Annotated in this window: 18 protein-coding genes; 10 read left to right on the forward strand and 8 right to left on the reverse strand. The window is 31.1% G+C overall.

The genetic code is table 11. The features are described 5' to 3' along the window. The first annotated feature begins 4 nt into the window (after positions 1-4). Positions 5-496 (forward strand): DUF6702 family protein, encoded by a 492-nt coding sequence (locus N534_RS0108545; RefSeq protein WP_028892092.1) that lies wholly within the window; start codon positions 5-7, stop codon positions 494-496. Positions 497-569: 73 nt separating this feature from the next. After that, positions 570-2,798: a M1 family metallopeptidase gene (locus tag N534_RS0108550; RefSeq protein WP_028892093.1), complete on the forward strand. Its 2,229-nt coding sequence runs from the start codon at positions 570-572 to the stop codon at positions 2,796-2,798. Positions 2,799-2,865: 67 nt separating this feature from the next. Here the strand turns inward: N534_RS0108550 and N534_RS14620 are convergent, their stop codons facing one another. Continuing rightward, positions 2,866-3,300, reverse strand: coding sequence for a hypothetical protein (locus N534_RS14620; protein ID WP_051435880.1), 435 nt, complete (start codon positions 3,298-3,300; stop codon positions 2,866-2,868). Between the two features lie 389 nt (positions 3,301-3,689). On the opposite strand from N534_RS14620, the gene N534_RS0108560 reads away from it, so the two are divergent. Continuing rightward, a complete protein-coding gene (locus tag N534_RS0108560; RefSeq protein ID WP_197017706.1) occupies positions 3,690-5,249 on the forward strand; it encodes a helix-turn-helix domain-containing protein in 1,560 nt (519 codons plus the stop codon). A 19-nt stretch (positions 5,250-5,268) separates the two neighbouring features. Here N534_RS0108560 and N534_RS0108565 read toward each other — a convergent pair whose 3' ends face one another. Then, on the reverse strand, positions 5,269-5,475 hold the full coding sequence (locus N534_RS0108565) for a hypothetical protein (RefSeq protein WP_028892095.1): 207 nt from the start codon (positions 5,473-5,475) through the stop codon (positions 5,269-5,271). Positions 5,476-5,755: 280 nt separating this feature from the next. Between N534_RS0108565 and N534_RS15325 the strand changes: the two genes are divergently transcribed. Beyond that, positions 5,756-5,926 (forward strand): hypothetical protein, encoded by a 171-nt coding sequence (locus N534_RS15325; RefSeq protein ID WP_156025583.1) that lies wholly within the window; start codon positions 5,756-5,758, stop codon positions 5,924-5,926. A 250-nt stretch (positions 5,927-6,176) separates the two neighbouring features. Here N534_RS15325 and lon read toward each other — a convergent pair whose 3' ends face one another. After that, positions 6,177-8,633 (reverse strand): endopeptidase La, encoded by a 2,457-nt coding sequence (lon, locus tag N534_RS0108580; RefSeq protein ID WP_028892096.1) that lies wholly within the window; start codon positions 8,631-8,633, stop codon positions 6,177-6,179. Positions 8,634-8,861: 228 nt separating this feature from the next. Between lon and N534_RS0108585 the strand changes: the two genes are divergently transcribed. Next, positions 8,862-9,548 carry a M48 family metallopeptidase gene (locus N534_RS0108585; protein ID WP_028892097.1) on the forward strand — a complete coding sequence of 229 codons (687 nt, stop codon included), beginning with the start codon at positions 8,862-8,864 and terminating at the stop codon, positions 9,546-9,548. After that, on the forward strand, positions 9,548-10,078 hold the full coding sequence (locus N534_RS0108590; RefSeq protein WP_038005792.1) for a YfiT family bacillithiol transferase: 531 nt from the start codon (positions 9,548-9,550) through the stop codon (positions 10,076-10,078). The genes N534_RS0108585 and N534_RS0108590 overlap by 1 nt, the downstream gene beginning before the upstream one ends. Here N534_RS0108590 and N534_RS0108595 read toward each other — a convergent pair. The 4 genes from N534_RS0108595 to pheT all read right to left on the reverse strand — a co-directional run bounded on the left by N534_RS0108595 (position 10,075) and on the right by pheT (position 14,532). Further along, on the reverse strand, positions 10,075-10,689 hold the full coding sequence (locus N534_RS0108595) for a LysE family translocator (protein ID WP_028892099.1): 615 nt from the start codon (positions 10,687-10,689) through the stop codon (positions 10,075-10,077). The genes N534_RS0108590 and N534_RS0108595 overlap by 4 nt on opposite strands. Before the next feature lie 9 nt (positions 10,690-10,698). Next, positions 10,699-11,004 (reverse strand): hypothetical protein, encoded by a 306-nt coding sequence (locus N534_RS14625; RefSeq protein WP_038005794.1) that lies wholly within the window; start codon positions 11,002-11,004, stop codon positions 10,699-10,701. Positions 11,005-11,006: 2 nt separating this feature from the next. Then, positions 11,007-12,041, reverse strand: a complete 1,035-nt coding sequence (locus tag N534_RS0108605) for a quinone-dependent dihydroorotate dehydrogenase (RefSeq protein WP_028892100.1) — start codon at positions 12,039-12,041, stop codon at positions 11,007-11,009. Positions 12,042-12,105: 64 nt separating this feature from the next. Further along, positions 12,106-14,532, reverse strand: coding sequence for a phenylalanine--tRNA ligase subunit beta (pheT, locus tag N534_RS0108610; protein ID WP_028892101.1), 2,427 nt, complete (start codon positions 14,530-14,532; stop codon positions 12,106-12,108). 170 nt (positions 14,533-14,702) lie between these two features. On the opposite strand from pheT, the gene N534_RS15080 reads away from it, so the two are divergent. Beyond that, positions 14,703-17,273 (forward strand): endonuclease, encoded by a 2,571-nt coding sequence (locus N534_RS15080; protein ID WP_051435881.1) that lies wholly within the window; start codon positions 14,703-14,705, stop codon positions 17,271-17,273. A gap of 47 nt (positions 17,274-17,320) precedes the next feature. Here the strand turns inward: N534_RS15080 and N534_RS0108620 are convergent, their stop codons facing one another. Next, positions 17,321-17,614, reverse strand: a complete 294-nt coding sequence (locus tag N534_RS0108620) for a hypothetical protein (RefSeq protein WP_028892102.1) — start codon at positions 17,612-17,614, stop codon at positions 17,321-17,323. A gap of 102 nt (positions 17,615-17,716) precedes the next feature. Between N534_RS0108620 and N534_RS0108625 the strand changes: the two genes are divergently transcribed. From N534_RS0108625 to N534_RS0108635, 3 genes are read left to right on the forward strand one after another with little or no spacing between them, the layout of a single operon-like run. Beyond that, entirely contained in the window at positions 17,717-18,343 is a 627-nt protein-coding gene (locus N534_RS0108625) for a CoA pyrophosphatase (RefSeq protein ID WP_028892103.1), read from the forward strand. Positions 18,344-18,401: 58 nt separating this feature from the next. Continuing rightward, positions 18,402-19,205, forward strand: coding sequence for a 1-acyl-sn-glycerol-3-phosphate acyltransferase (locus N534_RS0108630; RefSeq protein ID WP_028892104.1), 804 nt, complete (start codon positions 18,402-18,404; stop codon positions 19,203-19,205). Between the two features lie 31 nt (positions 19,206-19,236). Then, positions 19,237-20,325 (forward strand): M42 family metallopeptidase, encoded by a 1,089-nt coding sequence (locus N534_RS0108635; RefSeq protein WP_028892105.1) that lies wholly within the window; start codon positions 19,237-19,239, stop codon positions 20,323-20,325. Positions 20,326-20,360: the final 35 nt, after the last annotated feature.

Raw genomic sequence — 20,360 nt, forward strand, 5'->3', positions numbered from 1 at the left:
CCTCATGAAAAAAGTTATTATCATTCTTTTAGTACTTCCGTTGCTATCATTTACTCTGCATAAATACTATGTTGCCTTAACTGAAATAGAATACAAAGAAGACTCTAAAAGTATTCAAATGATTATGAATGTTTTTATGGATGATATAGAATTAGCTATTAATAAAGACTACAATACCAATTTACAAATAGCTTCAAAAAATCAACTTGCTAATATTGATGACTACTTTTATAAATACTTACAACAACACTTTAAAGTAATTATCAACAACAAAGAAACCTCATACAAATTTATTGGTAAAGAATATGATGGAGATATTGTTTACTTTTATTTAGAGATTGAAAATGTTTCGCTACCAAAATCAATAAAAATAGAAAACAATATTTTAGTAGACCACTTTCCTGATCAACAAAATTTGATAAAAGCCACTGTCAATAAAAAACGAAAAAGTTTATTTTTATCTAGCACTAATGATAAAGGTTTGTTAAAATTTTAACATTCACGCTTTCTTAATAATAAGTTTTCATTAACTTTCCGCTTATTTATTCAAAAAAACTAATAAGCATATAATGAGAAGATATTCTACGCTACTATTTTCAGCACTATTTGTATCGGCTTCTTTATTCGCCCAAGAGGCACCTAAAAAAGAGCATCAACAAGGTCATACAGACCAAAACAAATTCCGACAGTTAAAAGATGTACTAGCAACTCCAAACGATCAACGCACTGCTTCTGGTGCTCCTGGCCATGCATATACGCAACAAAAAGTTGATTATATAATGGATTTACGTTTAGATGAAGCTGCTAACAAACTTTATGGTGAAGAAGATATTACATACCATAATAATTCTAAGGACCATTTAGAATATTTATGGTTACAGCTAGATCAAAATATGCGAGCTCCAGATTCTAAATCTCCATTAGCTCAATCTAAAAGTGCTAGTAATTTTCAAACTCCAGATAAATTTGTAGCTGAAAACATGGATAAACCAAAAGATTTTGGTTTTAAAATAGAAGCTGTAAAATATGCTGATGGTAGAGATTTATCTCACACTATTAATCGTACAATGATGCGTATTAATTTACCTAAACCATTGGCTCCAGGTGAAGTTTTTAAATTCAAAATAAAATGGAATTACTTAATCAACAATTCTGTTGAAGATGGTGGGCGTTCTGGTTTTGAGTCTTTCCCTGACGGAAATAAAAACTACACCATTGCTCAATTTTTCCCAAGATTATGTGTGTACAACAATGTTGAAGGATGGCAAAACATGCAATTCTGGGGTCGTAGTGAATGGGCTTTAGAATTTGGTGATTACGATGTAAAAATTACAGTTCCTGCTGATCATATTTTAGAGGCTACTGGTGAATTACAAAACGAAAAAGAAGTCTTAACAAAAGAACAACGCAAGCGTTTTGAAAAAGCTAGAAAATCGTATAAAAACCCTGTATTTATTGTAACACAGGCTGAAGCTGAAGCAAACGAGAAAGAAGGAACTACAAAAACTAAAACTTGGCATTTTAGAGCAAACAAAGTTCGTGACTTTGCTTTTGCTTCGTCAAGAAAATATATTTGGGATGCAATGGCAGTAAACATCAACGGAAAAGATGTAATGGCTATTTCATTATATCCAAAAGAAGGAAATCCTTTATGGGAAGAGCATTCAACTCGTGTTGTTGCTAATACTTTAGAAGAGTACTCTAAAATGACTTTTGATTATCCATATTCTAAAGCTATTTCTGTACACGCAAAACGTCAAGGAATGGAATATCCTATGATTTGCTTTAACTACGGACGTCCAAATCCTGATGGAACGTATTCTGATAGAGTTAAAAATGGAATGATTGGAGTAATTACTCATGAGGTTGGTCATAACTTCTTCCCTATGATTGTGAACTCTGATGAGCGTCAGTGGACTTGGATGGATGAAGGATTAAACTCTTTTGTAGAAATTTTAGCTGAATTAGATTACGATCCAAACTTTAATACAGGTAACTTACCAAAAGACATTGTTCGTTATATGAGCTTAGATCAAAGTAAATTAAGTCCTATAATGTCTCAAGGTGATTATGTACATAATTTCGGCCCTAATGCATACACAAAGCCAGCTGCTGGTTTATACATGTTGCGCCAAACCATTATGGGACCTGATTTATTTGATTATGCTTTTAGAACTTATTCAAAAAGATGGATGTTCAAGCACCCAACTCCAGCTGATTTCTTTAGAACTATGGAAGACGCTTCAGGTATGGATTTAGATTGGTTCTGGAGAGGTTGGTTCTACACAACTGATTATACTGATATAGGTATTAAAGAAGTGAAGCCTTTATACCTAACTAACAAGCCTAATGAAGAAACAAAGAAATTACAAGCACAATACCCTTCTTACTTTGCACAATTAGGAAAATTAGTATACTTAACTACTGATAAAAATGATGCTGATAAGTCTGAAGTAGAAGCATATATCAATAGTTTACCAAAAGATAAAAAAGCTAGCTTAAAAGAATTACCTCAATATATCTATCAAGTAGAGTTCGAAAAACCTGGTGGATTAGTAATGCCTATTATTGTTGAAATGACTTATGCTGACGGAACAAAAGAGCGTCAAACTTTTCCTGCTCAAATATGGAATAAAAATGAGCATCAAGTGTTTAGAGTATTTACATCTTCAAAAGAAATTAAAAGCTTTGTTGTAGATCCTGATCTAGAAACAGCTGATATTGATACTTCTAACAATAGCTGGCCAAAGCAAACAACAAATAAATTTGATGCTTTTAAAAATAAAGCTAAGAATTAATAAAATAGTATTAAAATAAAAAAGCAGCTTTAAAAGCTGCTTTTTTTTATGTTTTATAAGAAGTATACTACTTATTAAATAATCTATTTACATCATTAAATGTAAGTAATTTTGAAACTGTCATAATATCTGGATCTCTACTTACATACTGCTGAATTTGTAATCTTACAACTCCATCTTCCTTAGTATATTTTAACCAAATAACATCTCCATTAGCTTTTATTTTATATGGATCTCTTGGATTTTCTTCAAAACCTTTTACAATTATTTGATATAGCTTTTCTACATCATTATCAAGGTTTTTAAAAGAAAAATGAACATATTCATGTATAGGATCGTTAATATTCTTATAATATAAATTATAAGCTTCGTTACCTATTTTTTCTAAATACACATATTCAATTTTACCAACAATTTCTGTTTTAGTAGTCTCTATAAATTCAATCTGTGAATACGATACAACAGAACATAAAAACGCGGTTAAAAAAAGAAGTCTTTTCATAAATTTAAGGGTTTAAAGTTTGATTAAATTTTAATTTTTTAAATATAACTAAAACAACAACGACTTATACTTATAAAAAGTATTAATTACTCATTATTTCTTTTATAAAACTCAGTACTATAATTTCTCTTCAAAATATTTTTCCTTCTATACTGCATAGTTAGCTAACTTTTAAACAATTAACATTTATATTTTTTTTATTTTGCGTAAACATTAATTTTTTATCCCTCGAAAAAATCATGTTAAAAAAAGCTTTGTCTATTGTACTCATAATTACTTTCTCAAAAGTATTTTCTCAAACAAATCAGTACAGCGAAAATGATCTTAAAAAATTTAAACAAAAATTTTATCTAAATAAAGAAACAGGAATAGACAGCACTCTGTTTTTTATGGATAAACTACAAAAAAGCACAAGCATTCCTTATAAAACATTTGGGTATGCTGCTTCTGAATATTTAAAAATTAGAGAAAAAGAATCTTTAAACGTTTCTTTCTACCTTGATAGCATTAATAAGTACCTTCCAAGTATTTTAAAAACAACCAATAACTACCCTATTCTGTTTGATATTTATATCTTACTAGGAAACTCTAACAAAAGAAAAGGCTTAATTAAACCTGCATTACAAGATTATATTACTGCTGAAAATTATGCTTTACTGGCAAATGATATTGAACGAACTATTAAAATTAAAGGTAACATAGCTCTTATTTATCAAGATATGGGAGAGCTTGATAAAGCTCTTAATAAAGCTAAAGAAGCTCTTGAACTTATAGAAATAAATAAAGAAGCTCTTTCTAATAAATATTATGAAAATAAGTATAAAAGAATGTTTAACATTGCTGCTATTTACGCTACTTTATATAAAAGTGACAAAAAAAAGCATCAATTCGCAGACTCTTCTTTACATTACTATAATTCCATATTAAAAACAAAAGAATTCAATCTTAATAACTATTACACTGGTAAAGTTTATTATGGTAAGGGGACAATTTATACCTTAAAAGAAGAATACTTTAAAGCCAGTTCTTTGCTTGAAAAAAGTTTAGAATTCTTTGAAAAAAGTAAATCACAATCATACTTATATAAAGGTTATTATAATAATGCCTATAATTATTACATGTCTGATAACCTAAACAAAGCAAAAAAGAACTTTCTAAAGGTTTTAAAAATTAAAAAAGATACTATTCTAGATTACAATTATTTACACACACATTATTACCTTTCTAAAATTCATTCTAAACAAAATAAAATAGACTCTGCTAAATATCATTTAAACACTTTTATTATTGATTATAGTAAACTTACTTCAAGAAAAAAACAGCAAATTAATGGAGCTTACAAGATTGATCTTGATAAAAAAATAAAAGAATTAAAGGAGTTAAAAGAATACATTGCTAACAAAAGTTTTTATTACAAAACAATTTTTATAATACTAGTCCTCATTCTTTTAATTATTAGTTTCCTAGTTGTTAAAAACTCTAAAGAAAAAAGAAAAGCTAATGAAAAATTAGATGAATTATTAGCAAAAATTTCAAAAAAAGAAGAACTAACCCAAAAACCTTTTTCGACTTCTAATGATATAAAAATAAAAGGCGAACAGCACGAACAAATTATTAAAGGCCTATTAAAGATTGAAGAAAAAGAATACTTTTTAAAAGAAGAATTTAATTTATATAATGCTGCTAAAAAAATTGGAACAAACACCACCTACCTTTCAAAAATTATTAAAGATTATAAAAAAATGAGCTTTAATGATTATACAAACGAATTACGTATTAATTATATTATTGAAGCATTAAGTAATAATAAAAAAGTTAGGTCATATACTACTCAAGCTATTGGAGAATTAGCAGGATATAAAAACGCAAAATCATTTACTAGAATATTTAAAAAACATGTGGGAATAACGCCTTATCAATTTATAGAAAAAATTGATAAGGCGTTATGATACTATTTATTCTTTAACTTTAAACTTTAAAGTACTCATATTGATAACATTTATCTTTACTAGTATCCCCTGGAATTGGAGGTAAACAATCTTCTTCTCCATCTGTATCAGGTCCACCAAATACTTCTGTGTTTGGTTTTGCAATTGGGTCTCCTGCAAATATTTTAAACTTTTCTTCTTGTGTTAATTTATACTCTCTTAACAACTCAATAGATAAACGTTTCATAAGTTTTTAATTTTAGTTTAAGTAAAGTTATTTTTTTTATCCATCAATTTGTCTTTTAACATATTCACGCACCAAAAACAAAACTAAAACACTAACAGCTAGTAAAATAACATAAAAACAAGAGTGCTATTTTTTAAAAATAGTACCCGTTTTTTTCTTAAATAGTAACTGTATAAACTTCTTATAAGGCCTAAAACCTGCAATATTTGTATGAGAAATTTCTTAAATGCGGAACCTGAAAAGCATACAATAGAGTAAGGAAAATTAAAATTAATTAACCATGTTAAAATCTATTTCAAACCTAGGAAACGTTTTAAACAAAACAGAACAAAGAGAAGTTAATGGAGGACAAATTGTTTGCCCTAGAGGAACTTATTTAAAATGTAACTGGATAAGATGTTGGTGTGAACCAGAATATGTTGTTGAGTTACCTGAAGACTTTGATCATTAAAAACTAATAACTAAAACTGATTAATTATGTTAAAATCTATTTCAAAATTAGGAAATGTTTTAAATAAATTAGAACAAAGAGAAATTAATGGAGGTTTAATACAATGCCCTCCGCATACGAGATATGTATGTATAGGAACACCTCCTATGGTATCTTGCTGGTGTCAACCATTTGTTCAACCAGGTGATGATTTTGTGAGATAAAATCAGAAGCCGCTTATATAAGAAATAAGCGGCTTTTTTTTAATAGATTATACTAACTTTTTAGCATTCTTAACTTTTTGCTTGGTAAGTGCAATATCAATTACCTCACTCATATCTGTTACATAATGGAAGGTTAATCCTTTTAAGTAACTTTCCTTTATTTCATCAATATCTCTTTTATTATCGGCACAAAGAATTATTTCTTTAATGTTAGCTCTCTTAGCAGCTAATATTTTCTCTTTAATTCCTCCTACTGGCAATACTTTTCCTCTAAGTGTAATTTCACCAGTCATTGCTAATTTATTTTTAACCCTTCGTTGTGTAAATACCGATACCAACGATGTTAACATGGTTATACCAGCGCTTGGTCCATCTTTTGGCGTTGCACCTTCTGGCACGTGAATATGTACATCGTATTTATCTAATACTTCAGGGTTAATTCCAAACTCTTCAGCATTTGATTTAATATACTTCATTGCAATTGTTGAAGACTCCTTCATTACCGTACCCAAATTACCTGTAATAGAAAGGTTTCCTTTTCCTTTAGAAAGAATAGATTCTATAAACAAAATGTCTCCTCCAACACTTGTCCAGGCTAAACCAGTAACTACACCTGCAACATCGTTATTTTCATACTTATCGCGTTCTAAACGAGCGGGTCCTAAAATAGCTTCAATATCCTCGCTAGTAAGCGTAACATTGTACTCTTCTTCCATAGCTATAGATTTTGCTACAAAACGAACCACTTTTGCTACTTGTTTTTCTAAACCACGAACTCCAGATTCGCGAGTATATCCTTCAACAATCTTCTCTATCTGTTTTTTACCAACTATCAAATGTTCTTTTGATAATCCGTGTTCTGTTAATTGTTTCGGAAACAAGTATTTCTTGGCTATTTCTACTTTTTCTTCAATCGTATATCCTGTAACATTGATTATTTCCATACGATCACGTAATGCCCAAGGAATTTGATTGATATTATTAGCAGTAGCAATAAACAATACCTTAGAAAGATCGTACCCTACTTCTAAATAATTATCATAGAAATGAGTATTTTGCTCAGGATCTAATACTTCTAACATCGCTGATGAAGGATCTCCTTGATGACTTTGCCCTAATTTATCAATTTCATCTAATACAAAAACTGGATTGGAAGTTCCTGCCTTTTTAATATTCTGAATTAAACGCCCTGGCATTGCACCAATGTAGGTTTTACGGTGACCACGTATCTCAGCCTCATCGCGTAAACCACCTAACGACATACGAACATACTTACGTCCTAAAGCCTCTGCTACCGATTTTCCTAATGATGTTTTACCAACACCTGGAGGACCGTATAAACATATAATAGGTGATTTCATGTCTCCACGAAGCTTTAAAACTGCTAAATGCTCAATAATACGTTCTTTTACCTCTTCTAACCCAAAATGATCTCTGTCTAAGATTTTTTGAGCTCTTTTTAAATCAAATTTATCTTTAGAAAACTCATTCCAAGGTAACTCTAACATCAACTCTAAATAATTACGTTGAATGCCAAACTCAGCCATTTGAGGGTTCATACGTTTTAAACGACTTAACTCTTTTTCAAAAGTTTCAGCAACTTCTTTACTCCATTTTTTAGACTTCGCTTTTAAACGCATTTCATCAAGCTCTTGCTCATGAGAAACTCCTCCTAGCTCATCTTGTATCGTTTTTAATTGCTGATGCAAATAATATTCTCTTTGCTGCTTATCTAAATCTGAACGTGTTTTAGATTGAATATCGTTACGTAATTGTAGCTTTTGAAGCTCTTTATCTAAATTTTTTAAAGTTAATAACGCACGCTCTTTTAAGTTGTCTTTCTCTAACAATACCTGTTTTTGCGATACACTTAGTTCCATATTTGATGAAATAAAATTCACCAAAAATGAACTTGATTGAATATTTTTAATTGCAAATGACGCTTCTGATGGCAACATCGGATTTTCTTTGATTACCTCTAAAGCTAAGTCTTTGATAGAATCGATAATTGCATCAAACTCTTTTTGATCATCAATTTCTCTTTCGTCTACCGCTTCTTTTACTTTTGCTTTTAAATAAGGCTCTTCTTGAATAACTTCCTCAATTTCAAAACGCTTTTTTCCTTGAATAATAACCGTTGTATTACCATCAGGCATTTTTAACACACGTAATATTTGTGCAACCACACCTGTTTGATAAATATCATCTATTCCTGGATCTTCTACTTCACTATCCTTTTGTGCAACTACTCCAACAACCTTATCTCCTTTGTTAGCATCTTTAATAAGTTGAATAGACTTATCTCTACCCGCCGTAATAGGAATTACTACACCAGGAAACAGCACCGTATTTCGTAAAGGAAGAATTGGTAACTCTTCAGGAATGCTTTCTTGATTTATTAATTCTTCGTCCTCTGGCGTTAATAAAGGGATTAATTCTGAATCTTCATTAAAAACATCTTGAAGCGACAAATTGTCTAAATGTAATATTTTTGATTTGCTCATATCTTATATATTCTGTCATAGTGGCACTCTTAAATATTTTTAAAAAGGAATACCACTTTTTTAAAACCGTAAAACACTGATAAACAAAAAGATAAAAACAACTAAATGTTTATCGTCTTAACTATAAGTCAATTCTTATGCCAATAAAAACTATGTTTGATTTAATTTGTAACTATTTTTGATATCATTCGTCATATACATATCTTATCAACTAAAACTAATCAAGAAATGAAAACTAAATTTTTGTTCCTCCCTTTATTACTTTTAATTATTAGCTGTACTTCTAAGACAAATACAACTGAGTTTATAGAAAAAGCCGCTGGACGTTATTATTTTAATGCTGATGAAATTATAGAAGTTACTTTTGATGAAGACAAAAAACTACTCTTAAAATGGCGTAATCAAGATTTAGAACCCTTAAAGGTTGATGATACTTCCTTTTATGTTCGAGAACTAAACGAAAAACTAATTTTTAACATTGCTGAGAATAAAATAGAATTAGCTGAAAAGAGAGAACATGAGGGAGAAAAATATGTTTTCAATAAATTAAGAAAAGGAGAAAAAACACCTAGTGAGTACTTAGCTGAAGGCAATTTTAAAGCTGCTTTAGAAGGGTATAAAGCTATTAAAGAAAAAGATAGCTTAACTCCTGTAATTAGAGAAAGAAACTTAAATAGATTAGGTTATCAGTACCTTAGAAATAATGAATACGAAGATGCTATTAATGTTTTTAAAATAAACATTGAGTTATATCCTAATAGCTCCAATACTTATGATAGCACTGGTGACGCTTATGCTAAAATGAAAGATACTGTAAAAGCTATTGAATACTACAGAAAAGCATTAGCTATTAACCCTGAAAACAGAACCTCAAAACGCTCTTTAGAAAAACTTACTTCTAAAAAAGAAGAATAATGGAAAAGTTAAAATATCCTATTGGCAAACCTGAGATACCAAACAATATTTCTTCTGAAAATATTGCTAAATGGATTGAAACCATAGAAGACTTCCCAAAAAGACTAAACAAGTTAGTTTCTGATTTATCCGAAGAACAATTAGATACTCCGTACAGAGAAGAAGGTTGGACAATTAGGCAAGTGATACATCACTGTGCTGATAGTCATCATAATTCTTATACTCGCTTTAAATGGGCTTTGACAGAAGATAAACCAGTTATAAAGGCTTATTTTGAAGATCGTTGGGCTGAATTATTTGATTCTAAAACTGCTCCTATTCAACTTTCGTTAGATACTCTAAAAGCATTACATGCCAAATGGGTTTACTTCATGAAAGGGTTAACTCAGGATGACTTAAACAAATCGTTTATCCATCCAGATGGTAATGAAGAAGTAGGCTTAAAGGAAAATATTGGTGTTTATGCTTGGCATTGTAACCATCATTATGCACATATTGAACAATTATTAATTAGAAAAGGCTGGTGTTAAACCAAAATTAACAGAGCAATACCTACAAAAATGACAATCTGAGCCCATTTCAGGTACACTCCTACTTTATTGTGCTGTTTGATGTAATCAGAAATTTTTCCTGCTAAAATAGCTATTGAAGAAAATATAAAAAATGACGTTAGTATAAACAGACCTCCTAATACATAAAACTGAACAACGTTTGACAAGGTGTCAGAAAACAAAAACTGTGGGAAAAACGCCAAAAAGAAAATTGTAACCTTGGGGTTTAGCACATTCATCCAAAAACCTGTTTTGAATAATTGTAGTGTTGATTTTTTCTGTACATTTTCTGTTGAAAAAGCAATATTAGCATCACTTTTATACACTTGAAAAGCTAAGTACAGTAAATATCCTGCTCCAAATAACTTAATAATAAAAAATAAATTGGGATTTTGTTTTATGATTTCTGAAACTCCAAAAGCTACCAAAGTTGTATGAATAATACATCCTGTCATTAAACCTGCAACCGTAGCCAATCCGTATTTTTTTCCATTTACAATACTCTGGGTTAATACAAAAATATTATCTGGCCCAGGAGAAATAGCTAAGGTAGCGGTAGCAAAGACAAAAGAAATAAGGGTTTCTAGCATTTATATAAGTTATTTGATTTTTAATTTATTAAATGTTGGATATGTAATTAATTTACCAAAATCAACTTTAAAAAAATCTAATTCATACAAATCCCCTCTTTCATTTACAGTCAACTCAATATCTACTAATATTTTGTCACTATCAATATACTCTGCTTTAAAAATACTTTCAAATCTTTCAAACTCATTTTTCAAATCAAAAGAAATGCTTCTCATTTCTCCATCATTTAAATCTTTTACTAAATTTGGTATTTCTTTTTTATCGCTAACTATTGATTTAATTAACTTCCTTTCCTTGTCTTTAATTTTTCTCATAATCAATTTTTAGCTAAAATAGCCTTATTGATTCTCTTTACCAAACTTGGTCCTTCGTAGATAAAACCTGTGTAAATTTGTACTAAGTCTGCACCTGCTTTAAGCTTTTCTAAAGCATCTTTTTCAGAATGGATACCTCCTACTCCAATTATAGGAAATGCTTTATTAGAATTATCTGCTAAATACTTAATCACCCTCGTACTTCTATCTTTAACTGGTTGTCCGCTTACTCCTCCATTACCTATTTCTTGTAAACGCTCTTTAGAAGCTTTTAAATTATCTCTATTTACTGAAGTATTCGACGCTATCACTCCATCGATCTTTGTTTCAGCAACTAATTCAATAATTTCATCTAACTGTTGATTATTTAAGTCTGGCGCAATCTTTAATAAAATGGGTTTTTGTTGTGCTTCAGCGTTGTTTAACTTTTGAACTTCAGTAATTAGTTCCTTTAAATAATCAGCATCTTCAAGTTTTGCATGACTAGATACATTTGGACAACTTACATTCAATACAAAATAATCTACATATGGATGTAATCCTTTAAAACAAGCTACATAGTCTTCAGTATAATTTTCAGGAGCTGTATTCGTATTCTTACCAATATTTCCACCAATAATTATTTTTCCTTTATTCTTTTTTAATTGTTCAATTGCTTCTTCTAAACCTTCATTATTAAAACCCATTCGGTTGATAATTCCTTTATCATCTTTTAAACGGAATAAGCGTTTTTTAGGGTTTCCTACTTGACCTTTTGGTGTTACGGTACCTATTTCAACAAAACCAAATCCAAAATTAGCCAGTTCATTGTACAACACTGCATTTTTGTCAAACCCTGCTGCTAATCCTACAGGATTTTTAAAAGTTAAACCAAATAAATTTCGTTCTAATTTTTTATCGTTTACTTGATACATTCCTCTAAAAATAGATGGAACACCTGGTATTTTTGATAAAAATTTAACTAGCGAAAAAGTAAAATGGTGAATCTTTTCTGGATCAAAAAGGAAGAATATTGGGCGAATAAGTAATTTGTACATCGGTTTTAATTATAATCTTTCGTTTATTAAATATAAAAAAAGCTCCAAAAATGGAGCTTCTGAATTATCGTAATACAGCGTCTAAATTCTTTTCGAATGTTTGCTGTAGTTTCTGCATTATTTTATCTATTTGTTTGTCTTCTAACGTTTTGTTTTCATCTTGTAATACAAAACTAACCGCATACGACTTTTTACCTTCAGGTAATTTATCTCCTTCATATACATCAAACAAATCTACTTCTTTCAGCAATTTTCTTTCTGATTGAAATGCCAAGTTGTAAATATCTTTAAACTCTACTTTATTGTCTAATAACAATGCTAAATCACGTTTTACCGCTGGGAATTTAGGCAATTCTGTTACTTTTATTTTCTTATTACCTACTAGACCTAAAATAGTTTGCCAGTTAAAATCAGCAAATAATACTTCTTGCTTAATAGAAAATTCTTTTAAAATCGCTCTTTTCACAACTCCTAACTCCACCAACTTCATTTTTCCTAAACTTAAGGTAATTCCTTCAGAAAACACATCTGATTTTGTTGGTGTAGTTTTTAAGTTATCTATTCCTAAACGACTTAACAAAGCTGTAACAATACCTTTTACATAAAAGAAATCTGACGCTTGCGAAGCTACTTTCCAGCTATCTTGCGTTCTGTTTCCTGTAACAAATAAGGTTAAGTGTTTATCTTCTTGATATCCACTTTCGTATTTATGATAGGTTTTACCAAACTCATAAAACTTTAGTGAATTTTGTTTTCTATTGATGTTGTAAGCAACAGACTCTAACCCGCTAAATAATAATGACTGACGCATTACCTTTAAATCGTTACTTAACGGATTAAGCATTTCAACATTAAAGTCAGCGTTTAAGCTATCAGATAACTCAATATAATCAGCTTTCGTTAACGAATTTGCCATAGTTTCGTTGAACCCTAGTGATGATAGTTGATCTGCTACAATGTTTTCTACTTTTACATTGATATCACTATCAAAAGAAATAGAGGTGTTTAACTTATGAGAAAACTCAACATTATTATACCCGTAAACACGTAAAATTTCTTCAATAATATCTGCCTCACGTTGCACATCGGTTCTATAAGATGGTACTACCAATCCTAAACCTGCTTCTGTAACACTATTGATTTTAATATCTAAAGAAGCTAAAATCTTTTTAATAGTTTCTTTAGGAATTTCTTGACCTATTAATTTATACGCATTTTCAAATGATAAGAACACTTCAAAATCTTCAAGCTTTACAGGATAAAAATCTAAAATATCTGACGACATTTTTCCTCCAGCATACTCTTCAATTAATAAAGCTGCACGCTTTAAAGCATATTTTGTTGTATTAATATCGATTCCTCTTTCAAAACGGAAAGAAGCATCTGTATTTAATCCATGACGCTTTGCTGTTTTACGAACAGATACAGGATTAAAATAGGCACTTTCTAAGAAAATAGTATGCGTGCTTTCAGTAACTCCAGAATTTGCTCCTCCAAAAACACCACCTATACATAATGGTTTGTTATCAGCGTCACAAATCATTATATCTTCAGAAGATAGTTCTCTTTCTACATCATCTAAGGTAGTAAACTTAGTTCCTTCTTCTAAGGTTTTCACTACTACTTTTCCTCCTCTAATTTTAGAAGCATCAAAAGCATGTAATGGTTGTCCTAATTCATGTAACACATAGTTAGTAATGTCTACAATGTTATTTTTAGGAGCTAAACCTATTGCTTTTAATCGATTTTGAATCCACTCTGGTGAATCTTTAACTTCAACATCGGTAATCGTAATTCCACAATAACGTGGTACTAATTCTTTATCTTCTACTTCAATATCTATTTTAAGAATACGCTCGTCAACATGAAAATCAGAAACAGAAGGAGATATTAATTCTATATTTGTTCCTTGTTGAATTAATCCTGCGCGTAAATCACGTGCAACACCATAATGGCTCATTGCATCAGAACGGTTTGGTGTTAACCCTATTTCAAAAACATAGTCTATTTCAATATTAAACACATCAGAACAAGGTGTACCAGGAGCTAAACTTTCGTCTAAAATCATAATACCGTCATGACTTTTCCCTAGACCTAATTCGTCTTCGGCACAAATCATTCCGTGACTTTCTTCTCCTCTAATCTTTCCTTTCTTTATCTTAAAGCCTTCACCTTTATCATCATACAACATGGTACCGACAGTTGCAACAGGTACTTTTTGACCAGCATCTACATTCGGCGCTCCACAAACAATTTGTACAGGACTACCATTTCCTAAATCTACCGTAGTAATTTTTAGTTTATCTGCGTTAGGGTGTTTAATACATGTTTTTACTTCACCAACAACTACACCTTGTAAACTACCTTTTATACTTTCAACCTTCTCTATACCTTCAACTTCAAGACCTAAATCAGTAAGTAATTCACCTGTCTTTTCAGCCTCCCAGTCTGTTTGTAAAAATTGTTTTAACCAATTGTATGATATCTTCATAATCAATCTCTGAATTTAGCCTGCAAATTTACGTAAAATAAAGGAAAAAAAATCATCTTGTTTCTTATAGCTGCTACGTTATTGATTGTTAACATTTTGGTAACATTGGATATTCTCTTTTTTTATTGATTTGTAATGAATTAACAAAGTTTTAACATAAATTCATTTACATGAAAAAACTATTACCCTTCTTTCTACTGATAACTTCGTTATCGGTATTTGCTCAAATTCCATCATACTATGATGATGTAAATTTAAACTTATCTGGAACTGCTTTAAAAAATGAGCTAGCAACTAAAATCATTAATACACATACAACTAACTTATCTTATACACCTGGTGTTTGGGATGCTTTAAAGCAAACAGATTTAGATCCTAACAATCCTAGTAAAGTATTATTAATTTATGGTTATAGTGATACAGATGGTAACTATGTAACCGACAGAACACGAGATAAAAATGCTAATGGTGGTACTGCTGGTACACAATGGAACAGAGAACACGTATACGCGAAATCATTAGGTAACCCTAATTTAGGAACTTCAGGTCCTGGAGCAGATGCTCATCACTTAAGGGCTGCTGATATCTCATTCAACTCACAAAGAAGTAGTAAAAAATTTGCTAACGGTTCTGGAAATGCTGGTGATGTTTCTGGTGGATGGTATCCTGGAGATGAATGGAAAGGTGATGTTGCCCGTATGATGATGTATATGTATTTACGCTATGGTAGCCAATGTTTACCTACTGGTGTAGGTACTGGTTCTACAATGGCATCTGATGCTAATATGCTTACGTTATTTATTCAATGGAACGTAGACGATCCTGTTTCTGATTTTGAAAAACAACGTAATCCTATTCTTGAAAATCTTCAAGGAAACAGAAACCCTTTTATTGATAACCCTGCATTTGCAACAGAAATTTGGGGAGGTCCTCAAGCTGAAGATTTATTTGGAGGAGGTAGTAGTTCTGATACCCAGGCTCCTACCGCACCATCTAATTTAGCTGCTTCTAACATTACACAAACTTCCGTTAATTTAACTTGGACTGCTTCAACAGATAATATTGGGATTGCTGGTTATGATGTATACAATGGATCAACTAAAGTCACTACCATAACAACAACTTCGTATAACGTTACAGGATTAACTGCTGCTACAAATTATACTTTTTCTATTAAAGCAAAAGATGCGGCTGGTAACGAATCTGCTGCTAGTAATACAGTTTCTGTAACAACTAACACTAGTTCAGGTGGAGGAAACGGAACTGCAACTGACTTATTAATATCTGAATATGTAGAAGGTTCATCTAACAATAAAGCTATAGAAATTGCCAATTTCACTGGCGCTACTATAAGTTTATCAGGGTACTCACTAAAAAAAGCTGCAAACGGTGGTGGATGGACTAATACATTAAACTTAAGTGGTCAATTAACCAACGGTAATGTATATGTAATTGCCAATAGTAGTGCTACTAGCACCATTTTAAATAAAGCTGACAGAACTGACACTAGTGTACTTTCTTTTAATGGAAACGATGCTATAGGTTTATTTAAAGGTACTACTCTTATCGATTTAATTGGAGATCCTAATAGCTCTTCAACTTTTGCTCAAGATAAAACTTTACAAAGAAAATCTTCTGTTACTTCACCTAATAGTAGCTATACTTCTTCTGAATGGGATACTCTAGCTAAAGATACGTTTGATGGATTAGGAAATCATAACATTGACGGAGGAACTTCAACTCCTGATACTACCGCTCCAACTGCTCCTACTAATGTTGCTGCCTCTAATATTACACAAACTTCAGTTAATTTAACTTGGACGGCTGCTAGCGACAATATTGGAGTTACAGGATATGATGTATTTCAAGGAAGTACTAAAATTGCTACTGTTACAACAACAAACTATTTAGTTAGTGGATTAACTGCTACTACCAATTATAGTTTTTCTGTTAAAGCTAAAGATGCTGCCAATAATATTTCTTCTTCAAGTAACACAGTTAATGTAACTACTTTAGCTAACACAATTTCTTATTGTAGTACTAAAGGTAATAATGTTAATTATGAATGGATAGACAATATTGTTATTGGTGGAGTTTCGAATGCTACTGGTGCTAATGGTGGATATGGTGACTTTACTTCTCTTATAGCGAATCTTCCTTACGGAAATAATACTATTATTGTGAGTGCTGGATTTTCTAGCTCTTCTTACACAGAATATTGGAAAGTCTGGATTGACTTTAATAAAAATGGAACTTTCGAATCTTCGGAAGAAGTAGTTAGTGGTTCTTCTTCTAGTTCAGGAAACTTATCATATACCTTTTCTATACCAACATCTGCCTTAGCAGGAACTACAAGGATGCGTGTTTCAATGAAATGGGATGCAGCTCCTTCAGCTTGTGAGACATTCTCTTATGGTGAAGTTGAAGATTATACGGTAAACATAGGTGCTAGTGCAAAAGGATTAGGAAACAGTAATATTACTATTGATGGTAAACTAGAAAATGAAACTCCTGTATTTGATGCTACTGTATCTCCAAATCCAACAGCTAAAACAATAAAAATTCAGTTAGGAGATAACAGAAATGCTACTTTTAAAATTTCAACTTTAACAGGACAAACTGTCTTAAACGGAAAAGTAACACACCATACTATTGATCTTTCAAACTTAAAAAATGGGTTTTATATTCTTGAAGTAAACGACGATCAAAAATCGTTTACTAAAAAGATTATCAAAAAATAACACAAAACAAAAGGCTACCAAATTGGTAGCCTTTTTATTTTTTAAAATTATACTTCAATTGTTTTTTTTGACTCTTTTGACGAAAACACATAGGTAAACAACCACATTAATGTAAAGGTTGGTACTACATCTAACCCTGGCATAGCTTCTTCAACAAAAGCTATAGCTCCCGCTATTTTACCTTTGTTTCCTTTATACATTTTTGTCATTAAGTATGCTGATGCTGGAGCCCAAACAATATCAGACAACTCTCCCACTCCAGGAATTAAATACGATACATATCCTATCGCGTCAAACAACAAACTCAATGCTAATTTTTGGTATTTTTTTTCTTTGTTCATTTATCTTAAGTTAATTCAATGCTCACAAATCAAAATTCACGCCAAAACATCTTATTTTTATCTGGCAAATTGATAAGTTTGTTCTAAAATACTAAAAAACAAATGATTTTTTCTGATTTCATCAATCAAATAGAAAAATTACAACAAAAACAATTAGGCGGTTTAACCTCACAGTTTAAACTAGCTCCTAAACTTAGAATGCGTTATTCAGAAGAGTTAATACTTAGCAAAAACCCCAAAAAAGCAGCTGTATTGGCCTTGTTTTATCCTGATAACGATAATCAAGCGCGTTTTTTATTAACCGAAAGAGCTAGTTATAATGGTGCGCACTCTGCACAAATTAGTTTCCCTGGTGGTAAGTTTGACAAAACAGATAATAACCTAAAAACTACAGCTCTACGCGAAACTTACGAAGAAGTTGGCGTGCCTTTTGAGGCTATACAAATTATCAGGCAAACATCAAATGCTTACATTCCTCCTAGTAATTTTTTAGTCGCTCCTTTTATTGGAGTTTCTGAAAAAACACCTCTTTTTATTCCTAATGAAGAAGTAGCGGAAGTAATAGAGGTTTTAGTAAGCGATTTATTAGACGATAAAAATTTAACATTTGTAGAAATGGAAACTTCTTACATGAAAAACATCGAGGTACCTTGCTTTAAATTAAACGATTACATTGTTTGGGGAGCAACAGCAATGATGCTATCAGAAATTAAAGATTTATTAAAATAAAGGCTATTCTATAATTCTTTTGTAATTTAGCTTATTCGACTAATAAAAACCAATAATAATGCCTTTATTTAAAAGGAACCCTTTCGGACATATACTATTCATTAAACGCTTTTTAATACAAACTTTAGGATTAATTTCCCACGGTCGTTATCGTAAATTTAATGACTTACAAATTGAAGGTATGGATGTTTTAAGAAATCTTCCAGATCAAAAAGTACTTTTTATTTCTAATCACCAAACCTACTTTGCTGATGTTGCTGCTATGTTTCATGTTTTCAACGCTGCCTTAAAAGGACGTGATGATAATATTAGAAATATTGGTTACTTATGGAAACCTAAGTTAAACATGTACTATATAGCCGCTGGTGAAACAATGCGTTCAGGTTTACTTCCTAAAATATTTGCCTATGTGGGTTCTATTTCAGTTGAAAGAACTTGGAGAAGCGCTGGTAAAGATATTAATAGACAAGTAAAAATGTCTGACATTTCTAATATCGGAAAAGCATTAGATGATGGTTGGGTAATTACCTTTCCACAAGGTACTACTACTCCTTTTAAACCTATTCGTCGTGGTACCGCTCACATCATTAAAACCTATAAACCTATTGTAGTTCCTATTGTTATTGATGGATTTAGACGTTCTTTTGATAAAAAAGGACTTTTAATTAAAAAGCGTAACGTACTACAATCAATGGTTATAAAAGAACCATTAGATATTGATTATGACAATGAAAATGTGGCTAGCATCATTGAAAAAATTGAATATGCTATCGAGCAACATCCTTCATTTTTAAAGGTATTAACACCTGAGCAAATTAAAGAACAAGAAGAATTAAATGAAAAACGAAAGTTTTGGAGTTAATTCAGATATAAAACTTTTAATCATATAAGTTATGGCTAAAAAATCAATTTTAAACAAAAAGTCTATCGACTTTTTAGAAAAATATTTAAATAATGCGGCACCTACTGGGTATGAATGGGAAGGTCAAAAAATATGGATGGACTACCTAAAACCGTATGTTGATGAATTTATTACAGATACCTATGGAAGTGCTGTAGGTGTAATCAACCCTGAAGCAAAATATAAAGTAGTTATCGAAGGACATGCTGATGAAATTTCTTGGTATGTGAATTATATTTCTGACAACGGATTAATTTACGTAATTCGCAACGGAGGAAGCGACCATCAAATTGCACCAAGTAAAATAGTTAACATCCATACTAAAAATGGAATTGTAAAAGGTGTTTTTGGTTGGCCAGCGATTCATACACGTAATAAAGCTTCTGAAGAAGCTCCTAAACCTGAAAACATCTTTATCGATTGTGGATGCGCAACTAAAGAAGAAGTTGAAAAATTAGGAGTGCATGTTGGTTGTGTAATTACCTATCCTGATGAGTTTCATATTTTGAATGGAGATAAATTTGTGTGTCGTGCATTAGATAACCGAATGGGTGGATTTATGATTGCTGAAGTAGCTCGTTTACTACACGAAAACAAGAAAAAATTACCTTTCGGATTATACATCACCAATTCTGTTCAAGAAGAAATAGGTTTACGTGGTGCAGAAATGATTACCCAAACCATTAAACCTAATGTAGCCATTGTTACCGATGTAACACACGATACCACTACTCCTATGATTGACAAGAAAAAAGAAGGTCATTTAGAATTAGGAAAAGGGCCAGTAGTAGCTTATGCTCCTGCTGTACAACAAAAATTACGTGATTTAATTATCGAAGCTGCTGAAGCTAACAAGATTCCTTTCCAACGTTCAGCATTATCCAGAGCTACAGGTACAGATACTGATGCTTTTGCTTACAGTAACGGTGGTGTTGCCTCAGCTTTAATTTCATTACCTTTGCGCTATATGCATACTACAGTTGAAATGGTGCACCGTGAGGATGTTGAAAACGTAATTAAAATGATTTACGAAAGTTTATTAAAAATTGAAGACGGAGAAGATTTCTCTTACTTTAAATAATAAAAAAACACTCAAACGTCATTATTTCTCATAAT

The sequence above is a fragment of the Tenacibaculum sp. 47A_GOM-205m genome (genome assembly GCF_000518405.1).
Lineage (GTDB): Bacteria > Bacteroidota > Bacteroidia > Flavobacteriales > Flavobacteriaceae > Polaribacter > Polaribacter lutimaris.

What these genes read in the sequence shown, in the direction of transcription:
- N534_RS0108595 (WP_028892099.1), bottom strand. Translation starts at nt 10,689, where the DNA reads ATGCTAGAAACCCTTATTTCTTTTGTCTTTGCTACCGCTACCTTAGCT.
- N534_RS0108605 (WP_028892100.1), bottom strand. Translation starts at nt 12,041, where the DNA reads ATGTACAAATTACTTATTCGCCCAATATTCTTCCTTTTTGATCCAGAA.
- lon (WP_028892096.1), bottom strand. Translation starts at nt 8,633, where the DNA reads ATGAGCAAATCAAAAATATTACATTTAGACAATTTGTCGCTTCAAGAT.
- N534_RS0108550 (WP_028892093.1), top strand. Translation starts at nt 570, where the DNA reads ATGAGAAGATATTCTACGCTACTATTTTCAGCACTATTTGTATCGGCT.
- N534_RS0108635 (WP_028892105.1), top strand. Translation starts at nt 19,237, where the DNA reads ATGGCTAAAAAATCAATTTTAAACAAAAAGTCTATCGACTTTTTAGAA.
- N534_RS0108585 (WP_028892097.1), top strand. Translation starts at nt 8,862, where the DNA reads ATGAAAACTAAATTTTTGTTCCTCCCTTTATTACTTTTAATTATTAGC.
- N534_RS0108590 (WP_038005792.1), top strand. Translation starts at nt 9,548, where the DNA reads ATGGAAAAGTTAAAATATCCTATTGGCAAACCTGAGATACCAAACAAT.
- N534_RS0108630 (WP_028892104.1), top strand. Translation starts at nt 18,402, where the DNA reads ATGCCTTTATTTAAAAGGAACCCTTTCGGACATATACTATTCATTAAA.
- N534_RS0108625 (WP_028892103.1), top strand. Translation starts at nt 17,717, where the DNA reads ATGATTTTTTCTGATTTCATCAATCAAATAGAAAAATTACAACAAAAA.
- N534_RS0108545 (WP_028892092.1), top strand. Translation starts at nt 5, where the DNA reads ATGAAAAAAGTTATTATCATTCTTTTAGTACTTCCGTTGCTATCATTT.
- N534_RS14620 (WP_051435880.1), bottom strand. Translation starts at nt 3,300, where the DNA reads ATGAAAAGACTTCTTTTTTTAACCGCGTTTTTATGTTCTGTTGTATCG.
- N534_RS15325 (WP_156025583.1), top strand. Translation starts at nt 5,756, where the DNA reads ATGTTAAAATCTATTTCAAACCTAGGAAACGTTTTAAACAAAACAGAA.
- pheT (WP_028892101.1), bottom strand. Translation starts at nt 14,532, where the DNA reads ATGAAGATATCATACAATTGGTTAAAACAATTTTTACAAACAGACTGG.
- N534_RS0108620 (WP_028892102.1), bottom strand. Translation starts at nt 17,614, where the DNA reads ATGAACAAAGAAAAAAAATACCAAAAATTAGCATTGAGTTTGTTGTTT.
- N534_RS0108565 (WP_028892095.1), bottom strand. Translation starts at nt 5,475, where the DNA reads ATGAAACGTTTATCTATTGAGTTGTTAAGAGAGTATAAATTAACACAA.
- N534_RS14625 (WP_038005794.1), bottom strand. Translation starts at nt 11,004, where the DNA reads ATGAGAAAAATTAAAGACAAGGAAAGGAAGTTAATTAAATCAATAGTT.
- N534_RS0108560 (WP_197017706.1), top strand. Translation starts at nt 3,690, where the DNA reads ATGGATAAACTACAAAAAAGCACAAGCATTCCTTATAAAACATTTGGG.
- N534_RS15080 (WP_051435881.1), top strand. Translation starts at nt 14,703, where the DNA reads ATGAAAAAACTATTACCCTTCTTTCTACTGATAACTTCGTTATCGGTA.